This is a genomic window from Ideonella azotifigens (genome assembly GCF_021043325.1).
Taxonomy (GTDB): domain Bacteria; phylum Pseudomonadota; class Gammaproteobacteria; order Burkholderiales; family Burkholderiaceae_C; genus Ideonella; species Ideonella azotifigens.
This window is the reverse complement of sequence record NZ_JAJNKD010000053.1, coordinates 1-1,123: the sequence shown is the minus strand read 5'-3', so window position 1 is coordinate 1,123 and position 1,123 is coordinate 1. Positions and strand designations below refer to the sequence as shown.

Annotated in this window: 1 protein-coding gene; it reads left to right on the top strand. The window is 64.4% G+C overall.

Going from position 1 to position 1,123, the window contains the following annotated elements; genetic code table 11:
- Positions 1-1,123, top strand: a 1,123-nt coding sequence (locus LRH25_RS32575) for a calcium-binding protein (RefSeq protein WP_310742460.1), incomplete at both ends; no start/stop codon positions are given.

Below are 1,123 nucleotides of genomic sequence, written 5' to 3'. Positions count from 1 at the left end.
TGGCGGCAACGGCAACGACACGCTCGACGGCGGCATCGGCGATGACGCCCTCAGCGGCGGCGCTGGCTCCGACACCTTTGCCTTCGGACTTGGATCGGGCAAAGACACAGTCGACAGCTACGACACTTCCGCAGACAAGAACGACATCCTGAAGCTCGGCCCAGGCATTGGTGCGGACGATGTAGCCTTGACTCGGGAAGGCACCACGCTGGTGGTATCGCTCAAGGGTTCGGCCGATCAAATTCGCGTTCAGAACCAGTTCAACACCAACGCGGCCTACGCGGTGAACAGCATTCGCTTTGCTGATGGGACGACTTGGAGCATTTCAGACATCGCAGCGCGAGCAGGCGGCGCCACAACAGGCAACGACGCGCTTGTCTATGGCGGCAGCGATGACACCATCAGTGCGCTGGCCGGCAACGACTCAGTTCAAGGCGGCAAGGGTAACGACAGCATCGACGGCGGCGCAGGCAACGACACCTTCGTCTTCTCCCGCGGCGATGGCTCCGACACTGTCTATGACTACGACACCACTGCCGGCAACGCCGACACCGCCCGGTGGCTCGACCAGGCTTCCACCGATGTCTCCAGCCTGGAGCGCCGGGGCAGCAACCTCGTCCTGACCTTCGCCAGCGGCGACGCCCTCACCGTCACCAACTACTTCTCAGGCACGAGCTACCTCGTCGAGCAGTTCCAGTTCGCCGACGGCGTCACCTGGGACACCGCCGCCATCAAGTCCCGCGTCATCACCGTCGGCGATGCCGCCAACAACAGCATCACCGGCTACACCGACGGCACCAACCGCATCTACGGCCTGGATGGCAATGACACCCTCACCGGCGGTTCTTTGGCCGACTCGATCTACGGTGGCAATGGCACCGACTCGCTGGTCGGCAACGCCGGCACCGACTCGCTCGACGGTGGCGACGGCAACGACTCCCTCAGCGGCGGCACTGACGCCGACACGCTCATCGGCGGTCTGGGCAATGACGCCATCGACGGCGGCGCAGGCAACGACACCTTTGTCTTCGCCCGCGGCGATGGCGCCGACACTGTCTATGACTACGACACCACTGCCGGCAACGCCGACACCGCCCGGTGGCTCGACCAGGCTTCCACCGAT